Origin of the sequence: Mesorhizobium sp. M00.F.Ca.ET.216.01.1.1 (assembly GCF_004010325.2) — a bacterium.
In the GTDB taxonomy this organism is placed as follows: Bacteria; Pseudomonadota; Alphaproteobacteria; order Rhizobiales; family Rhizobiaceae; genus Mesorhizobium.
Window position 1 is genome coordinate 24,488 of record NZ_SADR02000014.1, and the last position, 18,365, is coordinate 42,852.

The following is an 18,365-nucleotide window of genomic DNA, read 5'->3' on the forward strand; positions in this document are numbered from 1 at the left end:
GCAGCGGCTATCAAAGACTGCACGGTCGTGTCATTCGGACGACCTCTTGCGACTGTCGGATCCGGTTGCGCGGCATTTAGGCAAGCGACCCCCTCGCATATTTCAGCAGTATCTCGTCGTCGGCCTCGATCTCGGCTGCGGCCTCCGAATGAGTTTCGACGGCGCGCCGCACGTCGTCCTCGATTTGTTGCCATTTGTCCCTTGCCGCCGAACATATGACCCATAGCTCCCTCGTCCTGGACGCCGCCATCTCAGCCTCCTCTTGAGCGATTTGGGCATCATCAAGCATCTGCCGCCTGGAAGTGATCTCAGCGGCAAGCTGTTCAGTGTGAAGGCGGTGACGGTCGAGCGCTGCGCTAGACAAGTTGTCGAGTGACATCAGATGCTGATAGAGCGCTGCTTCTGTTCTTGAACAATGTTGCTGTATCATTGCAAGCTCCCTAGCGGCATTTTGTACGGCTGAGGCGGCCACATCGCGCTGGGCTTCCTTCTTGGACAGCTCGCCAAGGGCACGACGCTCTTGCATTTCCTTCAGAAGCCGTAACCTCGAAGACTGAACCCAGTTCACGCGGTCAGACGCGACATCCATGCGACCGTCTCCTCGAAATCTGACGCGTCATCTTCGCTCTGGCGCAGAAACTCCCTCAGTTCGTCGATTGACGCGACGGCCCGGTCAGTCAGGGGATCTCCACCTGGCTTGTATTCGCCAACATTGATCAAGAACTCGGTCTCGGCATAGCGCGATAGGAGCTCGCGGAAAATGGATGCTGCCTTGCGATGTGTCCCCGAAACGACTGCATCCATGACGCGGCTGCGACTCTGCAGCACATCAATAGCGGGGAAATGCGATCGCGCCGCAATAGCGCGTGAGAGGATGACATGGCCATCGAGAATACCACGCGATTCCTCGGCGATTGGATCACCCGTGCCATCACCCTCTACAAGCACCGTATAGAAGGCCGTGATTGAGCCCCGCTCACCCATGCCGGCGCGCTCGAGCAGGCCTGGCAGCATGCCAAAAACGGAAGGAGGAAAGCCCCGTCGCGTCGGCGGCTCACCCGCAGCAAGGCCTATTTCGCGCATAGCGCGGCAGAAGCGCGTCAGCGAATCCAGCATGAGAGCAACGCGTAGGCCCTGATCGCGAAAATATTCCGCGAGCGCAGTCGCCATTGGAGCGCATTGCGCACGCTCCACCGCCGAGCGGTCGGAGGTTTCAACCACGACGACCGTACGGAGAAGGCCCTCTTCACCAAGATTCCTTTCGATGAATTCACGAACTTCCCGTCCACGTTCGCCTATGAGCGCCACTATGACGACGTCAGCGGCGGCACCCTTTACGATCTGTGACAACAGCGTCGACTTGCCACCACCTGGCTCGCCATAAATCCCGATCCGCTGGCCCTCGCCGCACGTCAGCAGACCATCGAGGACACGGACCCCAAGCGGGAATGGCCGCTCAATCATGCGCCTCGTCATCGGATTGGGGGCTCTGCCATGCAGGGGCCGAGTTTCGACGGTCTTGATTTCGCCTTTGCCGTCCAATGGGCGGCAACGACTGTCGATCACGCGACCGAGCAAATCGCCGCCGACGGGCACCTCACGCATTCGGCCAGTGGCCACGACCTCTGCGCGGCTGGATAGGCCCACCAAGTCCCCGATCGGTGTCAGCAATACACCATCACCCGACAGGCCGATCACCTCGGCCTCGAGCGACAGCCCGGTTCGCGGGTCCTCTAGGAGGCAAAGTTCCCCAATACGAGTATCTGGCAAGACGGCATGAACCAGTGTGCCGATAGCCCGCGTGATCCGACCGCGCACCGCACGCGTGTCAATTCGCTTGGCCGCAGCCCTCAAAGACGAGATTGCTGGAACGAGAGCTCGAGTGTCGGCGTCAGCGTTATGTTCTGGGACGGGCTTTCTCATAGCTCGCCTTTTTCACATAGCGTCCCGAAACCAAGGCGCAGCGCGCGCATCTGGGCGTCAAGTCCCAGGTCGACATTGCCGTACTCGCTCCACAGCACGCACCGTTGCGGCGACAACGTCGGGTCGGGCTCGATCCGCACCCTTGGTCGACCATCCTGGCCGTCGCATCGAGCAAACTCTCGTGCAAGCATGTCGACTTGCATGGGAGAAACATGAAGGCAAACTTCGGCGCCGCTGTATTGACACTCTATGGCGTGACGAACAGCCCTCACCAGTAGCTCGCCCGGATCGAAAGCGCCGATAAGATCGCTCAATATTTCCATCACGAGCTGCGGCAATTCCTGCTCCAGAGCCGCCTTTCGTCGCGCGATTTCGGAGATTGTCTCCGCAATCAGCCCTGCCATCTCCTCGGTGCCTGCATTCGAGCCCTCCATGTGGCCGCGCACCCACGCCCGCTGGTAAACGGCGCGTGCCCAGTTTCGAACGCGCTGCCGATGCCGTTCTGCCGCGGCAAGCGCTTGCGCGGCGCTGTGCCAGGTTTCGAGCTCGCTCGCGGGTATCAGTGGTCCGATTGGACGCATCTGCGGCGCTATTGGCCCCTCGGAAAGTTCGGCTGTCATTTCACCGGGGTCTCTGTCTCAAAATGAGCTAGTACAAGTGAAAGCAATTGGCCGGCGGCGGTCCAATGCTCAGGTGCTGGAGTCTCCGCGGCAGTCCCCTCGGGCAACCGAAGAAGCACGCGGTTACGCTCGGTCGCTGAACTGTCCTGGAGCCAAGCCCCAAGACATGCATGTCCATCGTATTCGATTTGCTGAGCGAGTTTTTCTGGGTCCGCGATCAGTCTGTTCTCAACGGCATGCAGCAGGTGTCGGATTCCGAATGCGTGTGCATCCACGCCGATGCGTTTAACAAGGATGGCAAGCTCAGGCTGAGAGACAAACGCGACCAGCGAACGGGCATGCCAGATACTACCAGCAAGAAGGGCAGCTCGATATGGATCGTGCCCGCGTAGAAGGTCCGGCCTGCAGCCGATGTGGTTCAGATCCACGTCATAGTTGCCCAGCAATTCTGCCAGCCTTGGATGCAGTCTGGAACACTTCTGCAACTTCACTAACGTTTCTGCCGATAACGCTGGATCAAGACGCGCCGCTAGACGGGTCGGATGGGCCGAAGCCGCAAGCTCGCTCGCGCCCGGAAAACGCAATTGGTGCGGACCATCAGGTCGGGCGGTCTGTATAGGCATTGGCAATGAGATGTCACCCACGTCCAATTGCAGGCATTCTTTTGCGAATGGCCTCGACAGCAGAAGCATCCCGGCGCCCCTCGACCTTGGAAACGCCGGTTGATTGCTTGCGCCGACGCGTAGCAACGCTGACCAAGAGATAACAGGCCACTGCGAATACGGCTGCGGCAAAACCTGTCACGGTCGCCAGAATTGGCGCAGGAAGAGGTGTTGATGCTTGTGGCAAAACAGCAGTCGGATCGGGCCGTTGCTCGTGTGCGGACCGTTCTACCGGCACCAAAACCACTTCCACCTTATCGTAGGACAAGCCTTCGATGCTGTCGGCTACCAGCATCTTTATCTTTGGCAGCAGAGCCGCGACATTTGTTTTGGCGTCGTGCCTGATAAACACCGCGGCCGAGGATGGCGTGGCGCCGGCTCGCACAAGGTCGTTATGCGGCAGCACGACGTGAACACGTACAGAAAAAACGCCATCGATATCGCTGATCGTCCGCGACAACTCTTCGCTCAGGGCATACACGTAACGGGCACGCTCCTCGGTCGGCGAGGCAATCAGGCCTGATCCTTGGAATATCTCACCGAGGTTCTTGAAGGATTGGCGCGGCAACCCCTTGGCGTTCAGAAGGTTGATTGAGAAGGCGAGCAGCTTTTCGTCAACCTGGATCGTGCTGGTCCCATCCTTGGCGACCACCCGGATCGCGGCGACCCCGTTGTCTTCAAGAAGTGCGAGCATTTCATTTGCCTCACGCTCTTGCAATTGCGTGTAGAGGTCGGTTTTGCAAGCACTGAGGGCGACGAGAACTAGCAGCATGACAAGTCTAACCGACCGCCACCCTGACAGGCCACGCATGATTTCGCCCTCGGCCAAGCCAATCATGCGCGCGGTTCAGCCTTCCTTCAAAAGTTTATTCACGGATGATGTGACGCCGCTGACGCCTTTGGAGATAAGCGCCACCTGGGTGACGCCGTTGTAAACATCCCGAAGACCAGCCATCATCGTTTCGAAGTCTTGCCCTTGTTGAGGAATGCCCGAGATTCCGGTTCCCGCCTCACCTGCGACGGGAAGCTTCTGCGCCGGTCCCGGTAGAGCGCCCTTCGAAAGGGCTATGTCATGGTCGAGCGCGGGGAAGGAAACAGTGTTGTGTGGATATAGGGAGGAAATCGTCTGCAACACGCGATCGCCCATGCCGCTCGTCGGCGCAGCCGCGCGCTGAACATCCATCGCCGCAGCAACTGGCGCCGCACTCGCTGGCCCCGCGGCGGCATCGTTTTTCAGCGAGTCGGCTGCATGCCCTAAGGCGCGCTCAAACTGGGCCTGCTCGACAATCGACGGTGATCCGACCCTGGGGAGGCCAGCCGTTAGAGTGGCAGAGATCGACGTGACAGGCATCATCATGTAAGGACTCGGTTGCTCTCTCTGACCGGGCGAGCCCCGCCCATTCATCACCCGGTGTCGGCGCAACACTCCTAGGGGGGCAAGCTGACAACAAGCTGACTAACGGCGGCGTCATTTCGACATCTAAAATCTCTTCGGCAATTTAGTCACTTGTGATGATTTCAGCGTTTGGTTTATCAGTGCGACATGCCGAGAACGCTTATCCAACCCGTCACCCTGCATGTTTTGAGACTTCTCTGTGCCGGGTTTTTTCTGTCCACCGGGATTCACCCGGCGCACGCAGTCCCGCTGTCCCTTCCGGCGACACCCTATAGATACACGGTTCTGGATCAGGAACTCGCTGCAGCGTTGCAGGAATTCGGCAACAACCTGAATATCAGGGTCAACATCAGTCCTGCGGTGAAGGGGCGAATTCGCGGACGTATGCCTGATTTGCCACCGCGCGCGTTCCTCGACCGCTTGACGAACCTTTACGGTCTCCAATGGTACTATGACGGCCTTGTGCTCTATGTGTCTGCTGCACAAGAATCGCAAACTCGAATGCTTTTGATGACGTCGATTCGCTTCGATGCGTTCAAGGGGGCTCTCGACAAGCTTGATATCTCCGACGAGCGCTATGTGGTCAAACCCGTGCCAGGCAATGGCCTCGTCTTCGTTTCCGGTCCACCGCGCTTCGTCGCACTCGTGGAGCAGACCTTTAACGGCTTGGTGGCGGAGGCGCAGGCGCAGACTCACATAGCGGCCACGCCAAAGGAATCAGTGCTGATCTTGTTTCGCGGCTCCTCCACTACGGTCGTTCGCGACGGACGACCGGATGCTTCTTATTCTTCTGACATCCCACAACAGGATAGCGTTGGCGGGAAGCCTGAGCTGGGCAAGAAATGAACATTGAGGATTTGCCGCAGCTCTGAAGAACATGACTGCGGCTACCCCTTTGTGAACTCTTCGCAAACTCGTCAGTTTCTCGAAAGCTAATCCGCTCATGATGAGTCCCGGCAGCTCTCGCGGTGACTCCGGCCATTGTGTTGGACCGAACCTTGGAGCCGGCCCGGAACACAGCAATTGAAGGCAGGGCAGGCGCATTCGTGACCTGCCGACGCTTGGAATTGTCGAATTTTGTGAAACGCAAGGGATCTTCTGTCGGGGTCTCTTGTGGGGATTTCAACGTCACGTCTGAGGATGCACAATGTCGGCCAGCAATCTTTCAACTTTCTACCGCTCAAATTCGCTACAGTCCGCAAGGGGTTGGCCGGGCCTGAAAGTTTCCCATTTTGCGACCCAGCATCAGCAAAGTGCATCGTGCTTCGAAGCGATGCTGTCCACTTGTGTGCTGGCAAACAAGCCCGGCTCTTTCGCGCAAGGGGATCTGCCAACGTCGAATCTTGATTCGACAATGGATAAATTGCGGCAGGACCCTTTGGGCCATCTGGCACCGGATGTCGAATGGACATTGAAGGGCTTGGAGCAACACCCACTGGATCTGCTGCCGCCACATATGAGGGCGGCTCTCAAGGAGGACCAATCGCAACGCTCCAAGGCGACTGAAGCCCAACATCTGCTCCGCGTCACCCCGAAGATCGAGCCGGCTCCCAGGCCGAGCCCCGGAATCACGTGGAACGGTGGGTCGCTGACCACGGCTGAGTTGCAGATTGTTGCGGTACTCAACCGTCACAAGGACCAATGCCCGCTTAGTTGGAAGTCGTTGACCGAGAAAGCCAATGATCCCTCTACGCCACCGGATCTGAAAGCGGCGATCAAGGGACTGCAGCAGGATTCGGGACTTTTTTATGCGATTGGCTCGCAGGGCGACGGCCGCTGTGGAGGCAAGATCAACGCCAAGGACTTGGCCGGATTTTCAAACCACCACCCACAAGTTGCTGCATTTCAGGAAGCCCAAGCGCAAAGCTACGAGCAGAACTACATACCATCCGACGGCAGCGGAGGTTTGCAGCCTTCGGTCATGACCTTGAGCGATGCCTTGCGGGAGTTTTACCGGTACTCCGAAAATCTGTCCAAGGACCTGAGTCTGGATGAGTTCAAGAAAATGGTCGGCGGCGAATCGAAAAACGGCAAATTTCCGCCCCAGGTCATTGCGGCGGCGCAATATTTCCTCGATCACCCCGATGCTTGGAACCAGTTGTGCGGTGGCTCGAAAGGGAAGATGCACAAAGAGGATTTCCTGCAAGTCGCCTCATCGTCGATGAGCCTCACGCAAACTGAGCTGAATACGGTCGAGATGATCAAGGACCATCAGGACACGTTCTTTGGAAGCGGTGTTCTGACTCGCGACAAACTGGCGAAAATGAAAGACGACAAGAGCCTTGATCCGAAAGTGCGGGAAGCAGCCTCTCAGCTCCTTTCAGATCCTCTTTTGTTTGGCCTCCTGAACAATTCGATCACGGGCTATAAGACCCATCATAAATTCTTCGACTTTGGCGGCGGGCATACGGTTGATTCCGGCAATATCAGCAAAAAAGACTTTGCCCATTTTTGCACAAACATGTCGTCTGCGAACCGCAACGTTCAGCAGCCAATCACCCACGGCGCCCAAACCGCAGAAGAGCAGAATGCCGTCGCGGACATGAAGATGGGCCTGATGGACCAGCCTGACATTAAGTCAGCCAAAAAGAACGGCGGGGCCGTCATGCACGTCGTCGACTCCGTGCTCAAAATCGAGACGAAAGTGCTCGACTTGGCGGCAACGGCGGTGGGACTGCTCAGCTTCATTCCGGGCCTCGGACAAGTAGCCGATCTTGCCTCGATGGTTCTCGAGGCTGAGTCGCAAGCAGCCAATCTCCTGCGTACGGCCATTAACGGAGGCGATATGAAGCGAGCGCTGGAGGAAGCTGGCCTCAATATGGCCGCGCAGGCGATCGGCCTTATCGCAGGCCCCGAGGTCAAGCTGGCCATTCGAAATGGGCTCGTAAAGCACCTGATGGAAGAGGCCTTGGCGGCAGGCATTGATCTTTCGGTCTCGACGGCGCAGGACTACGCAGAAGGCTATGTGAATAACCTCCAAGCGCGCCTTGCAGGCGGCCCTGAGCAAAACCTAGGCCTTCCGAGCATGCCATCATTCCAGAGTGTGGCAAGCAATGTGCCCTTCGTCGGCATTGCCTTATCCTAGCCGTCGCCTTGCGCGGAAGCTTTGGCTCGCGCGCTGAGATAAGGGTCATTGTGGCACAAGCAGGGGTTCATCCGCATCAACGCAAGCGGTGTTCCTGACGCCATCTTGATCGGACTGTGAGGGAGATGTCCGAAGTCTGTGAAGGCTTCGGTATATGACGACTTCAGAGTTACGCTGAGCCCAGCCATCTCGAGCCGGTGCGCCGGGTCGAGGTTTTCACGGGCGCCGGCCGGCAGCGGGAATGGTCTCCGGAAGGCACGGCGCGGATGGTGGCGGAGCTGGCGCAGCCGAAGGAACGGCTGTCGCGCGCCCAGGGCGGCCTCCCGAACAGCCAGACGATGATCTCCTGCGGCCTATATCCTTGTGCCCACGCTCAAGGCAGTCGGCTGAAAACAGCGCTGATTTAAAACAGCATTATCCTGCACTGCACCCTCGATCCTTGCGCTCACCGATCGCTCGTCGACACGCACGCGGTCAAGTCGTTATCGGCGCTATGCCGATGGGCTTCGAGAGCAAGGTGGACGCTGAGCGGTGCGTCAGCCTCAGGGCGCGGCTGGCCAGCTTTGGGTCTCACGCTCTATGACGGCAACACCCGGCTGATCCACTTGGCCTGTTCGGGGGCTCCCGGCAGCGGCGCGGAAGCCACGGTCCGCCTTCCTCGGCTTCAGGCCAAAGACACCGCAGCATGCTCCAGAGCTATGTCTGCCGCCTTCGCCCCATCGTCGCTGGTCATGTGGAAAGGACAAGCAGGCTACGCACCCCATAATCCCGTCGGGCAGGATTCGACAGTCGACGGCGAGACATTCGCCAAACCTCACCCTTGATTCTCAGCAACGTTAAAAAAAATTCACATAATGTTCGTGAGCGTAGTCTCCTGTCAGGTGGTACATTAGCCCCAATATCTGGCGTCTTAGTCGTAGAAAGGACTGTGATCCATCTTCCATTAGCATCCATACCAGCGGATTTACAGCAAATGACGAGAAGAGATCTCATGCGGATTGATGGGGATAGAAGGGCTAGCGGCTTGCTGCATCCCGTCCGGGTTGATGCCAACCAATGTTGACACTGGTAAATCGCGTAAGGACGGCAGCGCATCTTGATCGCCTTCGAATCCTGGGCCTTTGCGCGCATGCGGATCTAACCGTCGGCGAGCTGGCCGATATTACCAGTCTGCCTCGCGAGCAGGTTCGACGCCACGTCCGGCGGCTGGTCAGAGCCAACTTTCTTTGCTGCAACGAACAACGTCCGCAGTCTTCGTACCATATGCAAGCAGGAGGCAAGGATGGCGGGCTGGCTCAATTGGTGGTCGATCTCCTGCCCCACGATGATGGTCATCATAAAAGAGACCTACAACGCCTGGAAGCAATACAAGACGCGCGGTTGAAGGGACCGCCTGCTTGATCGTGAAATAGATCAGTCCAAATGGAGCGCGACTACCATGGATAACTCCGCCGGCGGCGCCATCGCGCAGCCCGACACTTACGGGCGGCCTCACTTAGCCGCCGTCGACTCCCGCGTTCGCGAACTGCTTCTAAGACAGGAGCGCCAGGAGCGGACAACTCTCAAACTGATCGCCTCCGAGAACTTTGCCTCCTCGGCGGTGTTGGAAGCGACCGGGTCGATTTTCACCAACAAGTATGCCGAGGGATACCCCGGTGCGCGCTACTACGCCGGAAACGAGATCGTCGATGAGCTTGAGACCCTCGCGATCGAGCGCCTGAAAGCGCTATTTGGCAGTGAACACGCCAACGTCCAGCCTTATTCAGGCTCGCCAGCCAACCAGGCTGTCTATCGCGCGCTTTTGAGCCCCCGTGACAAAGTGATGGGCTTGCCTTTACCCGAAGGCGGCCATCTGACTCACGGTTGGTCCGTCAATTTTTCCGGCAGCGATTATCAGCGCGTCCCGTACAGGCTGCACGAAAAGACACAGCAAATTGACTATGACCACTTGCGCGAGACCGCCAAGCGGGAACGCCCGAAGCTAATTTGGGTCGGCGGAACTGCTTATCCGCGTATTTTTGACTACGCGGCAATGGCCGAAATTGCTTCGGAGGTGAACTCGTATCTGGTGGCTGACATCGCCCACATCAGCGGCCTGGTTGTCGCAGGAGTGCATCCGAACCCCGTGCCCCATTGCGATGTGGTCACCAGCACCTCTCACAAGTCGATCCGCGGTCCCCGGGGTGGCTTCATTTTATCAAGGAATGAAGACCGTTATCAGCCCCTCCATCATCCGAAGAGCAAACACAATCTGGCCAAACGTATAGACCGCGCCGTGTTCCCTCTTCTGCAAGGCGGACCGCATATGAATACTATCGCCGCGCTTGCCGTCGCTTTGCAGGAAGCAGCGAACTCGTCCTTTCGTGTCTACGGTCAGCAGATCGTCCACAACGCCAAGGCTCTGGCCCAGGCGCTTCTGGAGCGAGGTTATGAACTCGTCACCGGGGGCACTGACAATCACATGCTGATCCTTGATCTTCGGGACCGGCCGCTGTCAGGCAAAGCCTATGCGGAGCGCTTATCGCGTGCAGGCATCATTGCGAATTTCAATATGGTCCCGGGCGACCGGCGGCATCCGGCGCTGACAAGCGGCATCCGCTTAGGGACACCAGCGGTGACGTCCATGGGCATGCGCGAAACGGAGATGGTGCAGATCGCCGCTTTCATCGACTCGGTCTGCCGCCAGCCCGATGACCAGGAAGTTCATGCGAGCGTACGAAGAGACGTTGCCGACTTCTGCACTGCGTTCGATGTTCCCGGCATCCCCGACCGATAAGCCACCCCAATCCAGAAACTCCTCACTAACTCCAGCACTTGAAGCGAGGGCATTTTTATGACCAGGCAGTTCGTGTTCTCTTCCGAATCCGTCGGCGCGGGACACCCCGATAAGATGGCAGACAACATCTCCGATGCCATTCTCGATGCGGTCCTGCGCACCGATCCGAAGGCGCGCGTCGCCTGTGAAGTGTTGGTGAAGACGGGGATGGTCGTTGTGGCTGGCGAGATCACCAGCCATGCCCACATCGATTACAGCCAAGTCGCCCGCGATACGATACTCGATATTGGCTACGACGATGATGCGATTGGCTTTGATGGTCGACGTTGCGCCGTCGTTCTGGCCCTCACCGAGCAGTCGCCCGACATAAGCCAGGGCGTTGATGAAGGACGAGGGCAGGATCTCGGGCAGGGGGCAGGGGATCAGGGCATCATGTTTGGATTCGCATGCAACGAGACGGATACATTGATGCCCCTGCCGATCCAACTCGCTCACCATTTGACGAAAAGACAGGCCGAGGTCCGGAAAGCGGGACAGCTTGGCTGGCTGCGTCCGGACGTGAAATCTCAAGTGTCCGTACGCTACGAAGGGCTCCGCCCGGTGGCGCTGGATACCATAGTCCTGTCGACGCAGCATGACGAAGCGGTCTCACAAGCCACGGTCCGCGAAGGCGTCATTGAGGAGATCATAAAACCGGTCCTGCCGGCCCACCTGGATACTTCGGGGATCAGATTTCTGGTCAACCCAACAGGGCGGTTCGTGGTCGGTGGGCCTGCCGGCGACTGCGGCCTCACAGGACGGAAGATCATCGTCGATTCCTACGGTGGGACCGGGCGTCACGGCGGCGGTGCCTTTTCGGGCAAGGACCCATCCAAGGTTGACCGCTCGGCGGCCTATGCCGCCCGGTATGTCGCGAAGAACATCGTTGCCAGCGGCCTTGCGGAGGTCTGCGAGGTTCAGCTTGCCTACGCGATCGGCGTGGCCAGTCCGGTTTCTGTCATGGTCAATACTTTCGGAACCGCAAGGATCGAGGAAAAAAGGATCGAGCGCCTTGTTCTCGAGGTTTTCAATCTCCGACCGAAAGGCATCATCAAGATGCTTGATCTCTTACGCCCGATATACCGCAAGACGGCGACATACGGACACTTCGGGCGTGAAGAGCCTGAGTTCACCTGGGAGAAGACGGACAAAGCTGACGATTTGCTGCGTGAAGCAGGACCGGCAGCTGCGTGAGGGCGGCTGGATCAAGCGCATGCGGCAACCCATTTCAACTCGCGAGACCACGCCCGGCCGGCATGGCAAGAAGCCGGCTCGGGTTTTTGGCGGAGATTTTGATGCGGATTATGACGTGCTCTGCATCGGTAATGCCATTGTCGACATCATCGCCCAGTGCGACGAGGCATTCCTCGAGACCAACGGCATCATCAAGGGAGCGATGAACCTCATCGACACAAGGCGCGCCGAGCTGCTCTACAGCCGCATGGGTCCGGCGATCGAGGCCTCCGGCGGCAGCGCCGGCAACACGGCGGCCGGCGTCGCCAGCTTTGGCGGCCGCGCCGCCTTCTTCGGCAAGGTCTCCAACGATGCGCTGGGCGAAATCTACGCCCACGACATCCATGCGCAAGGCGTCGCCTTCGACACCACGCCGCTCAAGGGTGAACCGCCGACGGCGCGCTCGATGATCTTCGTCACGCCCGACGGCGAGCGCTCGATGAACACCTATCTCGGCGCCTGCGTCGAGCTCGGGCCTGAGGATGTCGAGGCGGACAAGGCCTCTGGCGCCAAGGTCACCTATTTCGAAGGCTATCTGTGGGATCCGCCGCGCGCCAAGGAAGCAATCCGCCAGACGGCGATGCTGGCGCACGCGGCAGGCCGCGAAGTGTCGATGACCCTGTCGGATTCGTTCTGCGTCGACCGCTACCGCGACGAGTTCCTCGAGCTGATGCGTTCGGGTACCGTCGACATCGTCTTTGCCAACAGCCACGAGATCAAATCGCTTTACCAGACGGCGTCGTTCGACGAAGCGCTGGCGCAGATTCGCAAGGATTGCCGCATCGCCGCCGTGACCCGATCGGAAAAAGGCTCGGTGATCGTGCGCGGCGACGAGACCGTGGTGATCAAGGCGACCGCCATCAAGGAGCTGATCGACACGACGGGCGCCGGCGATCTCTATGCCGCCGGCTTCCTGCATGGCTACACGCAAGGCCGTGACTTGCAGACCTGCGGCGACCTTGGCTCACTGGCAGCCGGATTGGTGATCCAGCAGATCGGCCCCAGGCCCCGTCAGAATTTGCGCCGCGAGGCCGAGCAGGCGGGGCTGACCATTCCGGACGTTCAAACGAGTTAGTGGCCTACCTTCCCGTTGTGCAGGCTATCTCGCCAGAAGCGCAATCACGGAATAGGGAAATCCTGATGTCGAACATGATGAAGGCGCTTGTGAAGGCCAAGGCCGAACCGGGCATCTGGATGGAAGAGGTGCCGGTGCCGGAAATCGGCCCCAACGACGTGCTGATCAAGATCAAGAAGACGGCGATCTGCGGCACCGACGTGCACATCTACAATTGGGACCAGTGGGCGCAGAAGACGGTGCCGGTGCCGATGGTGACGGGCCATGAAGATGGTGACGGGCCATGAATTCGTCGGCACCGTTGCCGATTTCGGCGCAGCGGTCACCGAATACAAGGTCGGCCAGCGTGTATCGGGCGAAGGCCACATCGTCTGCGGCCATTGCCGCAACTGTCGCGCCGGGCGAGGGCATCTGTGCCGCAACACACTCGGCGTCGGCGTCAACCGGCCGGGCGCCTTCGGCGAGTATCTGGCGATCCCGCAGCACAATGTCGTGCCGATTCCCGACGATGTGCCCGACGAGATCGCCGCAATCTTCGATCCCTTGGGCAATGCCGTTCACACCGCACTGTCCTTCGATCTGGTCGGCGAGGACGTGCTGGTGACTGGCGCCGGGCCGATCGGCATCATGGGTGCGCTGGTGGCGCAGTGCGTCGGCGCGCGAAAAGTGGTCATCACCGACATCAACCCGGTGCGGCTGGCACTGGCGAAAAAGCTCGGCGTCCAGCATGTCGTCGACGCCTCGAAGGAAAAGCTGCGCGACGTCATGCCGGCGCTCGGCATGACCGAGGGGTTTGACGTCGGCCTCGAAATGTCGGGCGCAGCCCCCGCCTTCCGCGACATGATCGATACCATGAACAATGGCGGCAAGATCGCCATTCTGGGCATTGCGCCGACCGGCTTCGAGATCGACTGGAACAAGGTCATCTTCAAGATGCTGCATCTCAAGGGCATCTACGGCCGCGAGATGTTCGAGACCTGGTACAAGATGATCGCGCTGGTGCAGGGTCCTCTCGACGTATCGGGCCTGATCACACACCGCATCGGGGTCGATGACTACCTCGACGGTTTCGAGGCGATGAAGAGCGGCAATTCGGGGAAGGTGGTGATGGATTGGTAGGGATTGCCTTGGCCGCTCTTCAGGAAAAGCTGACGGGACAGCACCCCTCTGGTCCGCCGGACATCTTCCAACGAGGGGAACATGGCTGGGTGGAGAGCTATGGCTCCGCTAGGTGCGCCCCCTAATCATGATACGGCGACGTATCGCGGCCCATCCGATAACGGTCGATGGTGGCAATTCGCCTCAGCCGATGACGGAAACCCGGTGAACGGATGCTCACAGGCCCCCACGCGATCGTCTATTTCCTAAGATCTGCGATTGAGGTCGAGGTGTTGCCGCCGTTTCAGCGGGTAAGATGCGTTAGACGACTTCCGGTACCTTTCCGGTCAGCGAATTAAGGAAGGCAACGAGCCGCATTGGACAGGTCGTGCCATTCCGGTTCGGGGGAAGTATGGCGCGGCTCAGCATGGCGACACGGTCGGAACTGAAGCGGCGATCGTGGAGCGTTATCGCGGCGTTGACAAGCGGCGCATTCTGAATGAGTTCGGGGCGGTAATCGGCTATTATCGCAAGCGCGCGCGATCCGTCTTATGAACCGTCGTGAGCAGAGGCCGTCTGCGGGCAAGAGCCGCAGCCGCTGTTACGGCAGCGATGCCCGCGAGGCGCTCATCGTGTTGTGGGAGGCTTCGGAGCGGCTGAGGTCCGCATCGTCGCTCGCGGCGGCCAGCGCCGCCGGGCAGGAATGAGTTCGGCAGTTCGCCGCTCGGTGCAAGCCCGCACCTTCGGCGATTGGAAAGATCCGCCGCCCGGCTTTGTTGAGCGCATTCGGGCACGTCTTGGTCGGGGAGCTTCGTGCAGACGATGGTGCTGACCGAAATTGCCACCGGCTGGACCGAATGCATTCCGGTCCGCACGCGCAACAGCGGCAATGTGATCATGGCGATCAAGCAGGCCCGCTCGCGGTTTCCCTGACCCTGTGCTGCTGTTTGCCGGCATCCGCCCGCACAGGAAGAGCTTGGAAAGCGGTCGATCGTCGTGGCCTGAATGCGGAAATCGAGGAGCCGTTGGTCGTCGATCTCCAGCCTGAACGCGGTCGTTTCCTGGTGCCGCAAATCGGCTGTTGCATACACATCCCTGTCAGACGTCAGTTTTCCTCGCCCATTTTGGTGTCGAGACGCGAAGTGCTCTTTTGGACCAGCAAGGCTTTTTGGAAATCTGAGAGCGGCTTTCCGCGGGGCGCTCCATTTTTGAGCATCAAGCTACCACAGCCAATGACGCGCAGGTTCCACCAGACTCGCCAGCCTTGAAGGACAGCGAAAATAGCATAGCACGACAGACACAACAATCCATCAGGAAGCCGCAGTCGTTGAAGATGCGGCGCTGCATCCATACCGTGGATGCATTCGATCCAAATAATCGATTTGTTCAATCAGTTTCTCGAAAGCTAACCCTACCCTCTGTGGGAATCGGGCTCTGGGCCGCGACGCTGCCTTGCGAGCGCAGGGGCTGCACGTAGGAGAGATGATGCAACGAGAAATCGCACGCGGGTTGCTGGCGTCGTGGGTTCGCCGACCGGCGTATTTGAGCCCGTCAGTTGGTCCTCACCCGCGCCTATTGCCACCGAGCGACTTGCATGTCCCTCCAACTCGGACCTGTTCCGAGAGATGCGACGAGTTGCGCGCCGTGTGCTCCGATCAGATGGCCGCCGGTGACGCGTCTCTCTTCGATAGGAGATGAAATGCGAACGCTGCTCGTGGATCATCATGCGGATCTTGCGCGCGCCATGCGACTTGCGCTCGGGGATGGCGGCTTCGTCGTTGATGTCGTTGGTACTCTGGAACTGGCCTCGAGTGCATTTTCTTGCGCCAGCTACGAAATTCTCCTGCTGGAATTGGCTCTGCCAGATGGCGATGGCTTGGGTTGGCTGAGGCAGTTGAGGACCCACGGGCATTCAGTTCCTGCCGTCATTATGAGCAGCCTTAACGATCTCGATAAGCGAATTGCGATCTTCAACGGTGGTGCGGACGACTTTCTGCTCAAACCCGTCTCTACCGATGAGCTTATCGCCAGAATGAGAGCCATTCTGCGCCGGGCGTCACAGATGACCGACCTGAGGCTCGTATTTGGCAATCTCAACTTCGATCCGGTCGCCCGGCAGGTTTTCGTTGCTGGGCACCCAATGATGATCGCACGTCGCGAACTCTGTATTCTAGAGCATCTGCTTAACCGGGCAGGCCGCATCGTGCCCCGTGCGCAGTTGGAAGATCACCTCTATTCGTTCAACGACGACGTGTCTGCCAACGCGCTTGAAGTCGGAATCTATCGTTTACGTGGACATCTGACCAGATCAGGTGCAACGCCACGGATCAAGACCATCCGTGGCATTGGCTACATTCTAGAATTGACTGACGCGTCATCCGCATAGTTTGTCGAATCGAAAGAAGATCTATTTTGCTGATCCTTCAACATCCTTGCCCTGCGCTCAATTGGCGGGCGATCGCCATCAAGGTTCCGAGACCTGCAGTGCCCCGTTACCTGGGCCATCTCCTCTGCGCGCTTATTGTGACTTTCCCACTTGGTGTCGCGGCGCAAAACAAGCAGGACAAAGGCGCGCCGCGTGCGGCTTCGAATAGCATCAATGCCACGCTGACCCTTTCCTCTTCGCTCGGGGAGACCGTTCATCTGCCCGCGCCAGCCACGACCATCTTTGTTGCTGACCCGACGATCGCGGATTTTCAGGCACCATCGAGCAAAACAATCTTCGTCTTTGGCAAGAAATCGGGGCGGACCAGCCTATTCGCCTTGGACGGCAACGGCGAGCCTCTCGCCGAATTGCGTATCGTTGTCACGCAACCGATCGGGGATTTACGCGCCATGTTGCGGGAGCAGGTCGGCGACTATCCCATCCGCGTCAACTATACGCCGCGCGGCGCAATCCTTAGCGGGACGGCGCCCGACGCAGAGGTCGCCGACACCGCAAAAAGAGTCACTGAGCAATATCTGGGCGACGGAGCGCAAGTCGTCAACAACATCAAGGTCGCTGGATCCCTGCAAGTTAACCTCAGCGTGCGCGTAGCCGAAGTCTCACGCAGCGCCATGAAGTCACTTGGCGTCAACCTGTCCGCCTTCGGTCAAATCGGCAATTTCAAAGTGGGCGTTCTAAGCGGAAGCGGTGCAAGCGCTGGATCTGGTTCAACCCAGGGTGGCGGTACAGCAGAAATCGGATTCGACAACGGTGTCGTCAACGTCAGCGCGGTTCTCGACGCGCTCGCCAAGGAGCATATAGCTTCCGTCCTGGCTGAGCCGAACCTCACCGCTATGTCGGGTGAAAAAGCCAGCTTTCTAGCTGGCGGCGAATTTCCCATTCCTGTCCTGCAGGAAAACAGGCAGGTATCGGTTGAATTCCGTCACTTCGGCGTCAGTCTGGAATTTGTGCCGACAGTTCTCAGCAACAATCAAATCAACATTCACGTAACGCCCGAAGTCAGTGAACTGTCGACGCAAGGTGCCGTGCAAATCAACGGAATTTCCGTGCCGGCAGTTTCCACGCGCCGAGCCGATACGGTCGTCGAACTCGCCAGTGGGCAGAGCTTCGCAATCGGCGGTCTAATCAGGCGGAACGTCAACAATGATGTCAGGGCCTTTCCCTGGCTCGGAGAAATGCCGATCCTGGGACCGCTTTTTCGCTCGTCCTCGTTTCAAAAAGAGGAGTCAGAACTGGTCATTCTAGTTACGCCTTACATTGTAAGACCAGGCTCCAACCCAAACCAGATGAGCGCACCTACGGAGCGGGCGGCACCGGCTTTGAACGGAGGGGGCGCTCCGACGAATTCCGTGGCAAGTCCCCCGCGAGACCGCGCTGCTATCCGTGCGGGCGCGCCAAGCGCCCAGGGCGGTCTCGGCTTCATCATCGAATAGTGTCGTCCAATGATGTTGCGTTTTATAGTCCTCTTTGTCGCTCTGGCACCAAGCGTAAGTGGCTGCACAAGCACTACGCCAGTTGATGTCGAACCATCGGCATCAATGCTTGTCCGAGAGGAGACCACCCTCCTGACGTTGCAAAGCCTGCGCGCTTCCGAACGGCAGCGTTTGCGTGATTTCCTAAACAAGGCCAGTCGCGGCCGATTCGATGCCCTCCACCTCCTCATCAGCGGTTCGCCCCAGCTCAGCGCAGGGGTAGCCCATCAGGCCAGGCAGTTGGCAATCGAAGCAGACAACATTCAATTGCTCGATCAACACGACGCCGGCTCAGTGCGAATTGAGGCGATTGTCTATCACGCCCGTCCGCCGGTCTGTCCCTCATATGGTGCCTTACCCAATGAAGAATCCTTCAAACAGCCGCTTGGTTGTTCGACAGGATTTAACCTGGCCGTGATGGTCAACGATCCGCGCGATCTGCTCGACAATCAGGCCGTCAAGTCCGGCGATGGCGATCGTGCTTCTGTACCAGTTGCCACTTACAGAACATTCGGGACGGATAAAGGTGGCTGATACCGG

At 58.8% G+C, this 18,365-nt stretch carries 17 protein-coding genes and 1 pseudogene; 11 read left to right on the plus strand and 7 right to left on the minus strand.

Translation table 11 applies throughout. The features are described from left to right. Nucleotides 1-76: 76 nt before the first annotated feature. Genes EN859_RS18795 through EN859_RS18820 form a run of 6 tightly spaced genes read right to left on the minus strand, consistent with a single transcriptional unit; the run spans nucleotide 77 to nucleotide 4,562 of the window. Nucleotides 77-589, minus strand: a complete 513-nt coding sequence (locus EN859_RS18795) for a hypothetical protein (RefSeq protein ID WP_091595843.1) — start codon at nucleotides 587-589, stop codon at nucleotides 77-79. Next, the gene (gene sctN, locus EN859_RS18800; RefSeq protein WP_024505372.1) at nucleotides 565-1,923 is read right to left on the minus strand and encodes a type III secretion system ATPase SctN; all 1,359 of its coding nucleotides are present in this window, start codon (nucleotides 1,921-1,923) and stop codon (nucleotides 565-567) included. The genes EN859_RS18795 and sctN overlap by 25 nt, the downstream gene beginning before the upstream one ends. After that, nucleotides 1,920-2,543, minus strand: coding sequence for a type III secretion system stator protein SctL (sctL, locus tag EN859_RS18805; RefSeq protein ID WP_091595841.1), 624 nt, complete (start codon nucleotides 2,541-2,543; stop codon nucleotides 1,920-1,922). Before sctL ends, sctN begins: the two co-directional genes overlap by 4 nt. Further along, complete coding sequence (locus EN859_RS18810; RefSeq protein ID WP_268931536.1) at nucleotides 2,540-3,235, minus strand: nodulation protein NolU; 696 nt, start codon at nucleotides 3,233-3,235, stop codon at nucleotides 2,540-2,542. The genes sctL and EN859_RS18810 overlap by 4 nt, the downstream gene beginning before the upstream one ends. Further along, nucleotides 3,180-4,043, minus strand: a complete 864-nt coding sequence (sctJ, locus tag EN859_RS18815) for a type III secretion inner membrane ring lipoprotein SctJ (protein ID WP_091595839.1) — start codon at nucleotides 4,041-4,043, stop codon at nucleotides 3,180-3,182. The genes EN859_RS18810 and sctJ overlap by 56 nt, the downstream gene beginning before the upstream one ends. A 9-nt stretch (nucleotides 4,044-4,052) precedes the next feature. Beyond that, nucleotides 4,053-4,562, minus strand: a complete 510-nt coding sequence (locus EN859_RS18820; RefSeq protein ID WP_126089916.1) for a nodulation protein NolB — start codon at nucleotides 4,560-4,562, stop codon at nucleotides 4,053-4,055. Between the two features lie 186 nt (nucleotides 4,563-4,748). Between EN859_RS18820 and EN859_RS18825 the strand changes: the two genes are divergently transcribed. The 8 genes and pseudogenes from EN859_RS18825 (at nucleotide 4,749) to EN859_RS39310 (ending at nucleotide 14,614) form a co-directional block, all read left to right on the plus strand. After that, nucleotides 4,749-5,447, plus strand: coding sequence for a secretin N-terminal domain-containing protein (locus EN859_RS18825; protein WP_091595837.1), 699 nt, complete (start codon nucleotides 4,749-4,751; stop codon nucleotides 5,445-5,447). 427 nt (nucleotides 5,448-5,874) lie between these two features. Further along, nucleotides 5,875-7,686 carry an HrpF/NolX family T3SS translocon protein gene (locus EN859_RS18830; protein WP_245464983.1) on the plus strand — a complete coding sequence of 604 codons (1,812 nt, stop codon included), beginning with the start codon at nucleotides 5,875-5,877 and terminating at the stop codon, nucleotides 7,684-7,686. Nucleotides 7,687-8,742: 1,056 nt separating this feature from the next. Then, the gene (locus EN859_RS18840) at nucleotides 8,743-9,087 is read left to right on the plus strand and encodes a helix-turn-helix domain-containing protein (protein ID WP_091595831.1); all 345 of its coding nucleotides are present in this window, start codon (nucleotides 8,743-8,745) and stop codon (nucleotides 9,085-9,087) included. 37 nt (nucleotides 9,088-9,124) lie between these two features. Beyond that, entirely contained in the window at nucleotides 9,125-10,462 is a 1,338-nt protein-coding gene (gene glyA, locus EN859_RS18845; protein WP_091595829.1) for a serine hydroxymethyltransferase, read from the plus strand. A gap of 57 nt (nucleotides 10,463-10,519) precedes the next feature. After that, a complete protein-coding gene (gene metK / locus EN859_RS18850; protein ID WP_063169265.1) occupies nucleotides 10,520-11,695 on the plus strand; it encodes a methionine adenosyltransferase in 1,176 nt (391 codons plus the stop codon). Then, nucleotides 11,670-12,809 carry an adenosine kinase gene (locus tag EN859_RS18855; protein WP_236370636.1) on the plus strand — a complete coding sequence of 380 codons (1,140 nt, stop codon included), beginning with the start codon at nucleotides 11,670-11,672 and terminating at the stop codon, nucleotides 12,807-12,809. The genes metK and EN859_RS18855 overlap by 26 nt, the downstream gene beginning before the upstream one ends. Before the next feature lie 65 nt (nucleotides 12,810-12,874). Next, nucleotides 12,875-13,928 (plus strand): annotated as a pseudogene (tdh, locus tag EN859_RS18860) (L-threonine 3-dehydrogenase). Nucleotides 13,929-14,458: 530 nt separating this feature from the next. Then, entirely contained in the window at nucleotides 14,459-14,614 is a 156-nt protein-coding gene (locus EN859_RS39310; protein WP_245464778.1) for a hypothetical protein, read from the plus strand. A gap of 398 nt (nucleotides 14,615-15,012) precedes the next feature. On the opposite strand, the gene EN859_RS18870 is transcribed toward EN859_RS39310, so the two are convergent. Next, nucleotides 15,013-15,297 carry a hypothetical protein gene (locus tag EN859_RS18870; RefSeq protein ID WP_126089914.1) on the minus strand — a complete coding sequence of 95 codons (285 nt, stop codon included), beginning with the start codon at nucleotides 15,295-15,297 and terminating at the stop codon, nucleotides 15,013-15,015. A gap of 309 nt (nucleotides 15,298-15,606) precedes the next feature. On the opposite strand from EN859_RS18870, the gene EN859_RS18875 reads away from it, so the two are divergent. The 3 genes from EN859_RS18875 (at nucleotide 15,607) to EN859_RS18885 (ending at nucleotide 18,359) form a co-directional block, all read left to right on the plus strand. Then, the gene (locus EN859_RS18875; RefSeq protein ID WP_029354874.1) at nucleotides 15,607-16,293 is read left to right on the plus strand and encodes a response regulator transcription factor; all 687 of its coding nucleotides are present in this window, start codon (nucleotides 15,607-15,609) and stop codon (nucleotides 16,291-16,293) included. A gap of 71 nt (nucleotides 16,294-16,364) precedes the next feature. Continuing rightward, the gene (locus EN859_RS18880; protein WP_051695798.1) at nucleotides 16,365-17,786 is read left to right on the plus strand and encodes a type II and III secretion system protein family protein; all 1,422 of its coding nucleotides are present in this window, start codon (nucleotides 16,365-16,367) and stop codon (nucleotides 17,784-17,786) included. A 12-nt stretch (nucleotides 17,787-17,798) separates the two neighbouring features. After that, nucleotides 17,799-18,359 (plus strand): CpaD family pilus assembly lipoprotein, encoded by a 561-nt coding sequence (locus tag EN859_RS18885; RefSeq protein WP_236473720.1) that lies wholly within the window; start codon nucleotides 17,799-17,801, stop codon nucleotides 18,357-18,359. The last annotated feature ends 6 nt before the right edge of the window (nucleotides 18,360-18,365 follow it).